2 protein-coding genes are annotated in these 1,521 nt (G+C 45.6%); one reads left to right on the forward strand and one right to left on the reverse strand.

Annotated features, from left to right (window positions below; all coding sequences use genetic code 11):
• Positions 1 to 260, forward strand: a 260-nt coding sequence (psbU, locus tag F6K20_RS38040; RefSeq protein ID WP_287298348.1) for a photosystem II complex extrinsic protein PsbU, incomplete at its 5' end; no start/stop codon positions are given.
• A gap of 77 nt (positions 261 to 337) precedes the next feature.
• On the opposite strand, the gene F6K20_RS38045 is transcribed toward psbU, so the two are convergent.
• Positions 338 to 1,521 (reverse strand): ABC transporter ATP-binding protein/permease (locus F6K20_RS38045; RefSeq protein WP_287298350.1); only part of this gene is annotated, 1,184 nt, incomplete at its 5' end.

Here is a 1,521-nt window from a genome sequence, read left to right on the forward strand (position 1 = left end):
TGAAGATTGACCTGAACAATACTCATGTGCGAAAGTTTCGCCACTATCGCGGATTCTATCCAAACTTGGCTAGTAAGATTATTCAAGAAGGTAAAATACATCCCTACAAGTCAGTAGAAGATGTTCTGAAAATTCCGGGACTAAGCGAACGCCAGAAGAAACTGTTACAAGCGCAAATTGATGAAGGTACTTTTACCGCGACTCCTCGGTCAGAGGTTTATAATGCGGGCGACGATCGCTATAATCCTGGCGTATACTAACAACGCCATTGGTGGTTAACTTTAAATTTCCTGTCTAACCCACTCTTACAAGAGTGGGTTAATTGTAACTAATCAATCTAGGACTTACAGAGCTGCCAGCTAGAATCACTCGATAGTTCCAGAACTTGCTGATGGTACTTCAGCAGACTCTCTCGGTGACCAACACTGATAAACGTGGTTTCGGTTTGCTGTAGTTGCTGATAGAGATGCCGCTCGTTTTGCTGATCCAATGCACTGGTTGCTTCATCCAAGAAGGCATAGCGAGGTTGATTGAGCAAGAGTCTGGCAAAGGCTAGACGCTGTTGTTCTCCTAGGGACAGAACACTGCTCCAATCTAATTGGACCTCCAAACTGCCCACCTTGGCCAGCAGCTCAGAAAGGTTAACCCGGTGCAGCACGGACTCCAATTCCTCCAAGGAACTGTCGCGGCTGGCATTTGGGTAAAGCAGCTGTTCTCGCAAGGATCCTGGAATCATGTAAGGACGTTGAGGCAAAAATAAGATGTCTTCCACGGCAGGTCGCATGATGCAGCCTGTTCCTGTGTTCCACAACCCAGCGATCGCTCTTAGCAAAGAACTCTTGCCACAGCCACTCGCCCCCATAATTAGTGTCCCCTCACCCGGTTCCACTGACAACGAGAGATCTTTGATCAAGGTCTGTTGGCTGTTAGGAGTTTGCAAGGTAATCTCTTTGAGGGCAAAGCAGTTGTCCTCTACTGTCTTAATAATCTTAGCAGCATTCTGTTGTGCCGTCGGCGCTTCCAAAACCTCCGCCAGGCTAGCTAAGCGATTAACCACCGCAGCAAGAGCACTAAGGGTATCAAACCGACGTACAATCACTGCCAGTGCCCCCGAAAGCTGAAAGCACAATATACTTGCTTGAGTAACTGTCCCTAACTCAACTTGACCACTAAAATACAATGATCCTACAGTCAAGTAAGGTATGATAAAGATAGAATTTTGATACGCTATGGTTAAGAATTCTATATTCCGCTCCCAGCCGATAATCAGATTTAGATTCTGCATCAGTTGAATAAATCGCTGCTTCACTAAACTCAATTCTTGATTTTCTCCACGAGAGAAGGCGATTGATTCAGCATTGTCGCGGATGCGAACCAAACTGTACCGGAAGTTGGCTTCGTATTCGAGTTTTTCTCCGTTAAGATCAACTAACCATTTACTCAAAAAAATCACGCTGACGTTGACGAACAGGGAATAGACTACCATAGCAGTCAACAGCAGTTTAGAAATCGTCCAAAGAA

It is taken from the genome of Moorena sp. SIO2C4, assembly GCF_010672485.1.
In the GTDB taxonomy this organism is placed as follows: Bacteria; Cyanobacteriota; Cyanobacteriia; order Cyanobacteriales; family Coleofasciculaceae; genus Moorena; species Moorena producens.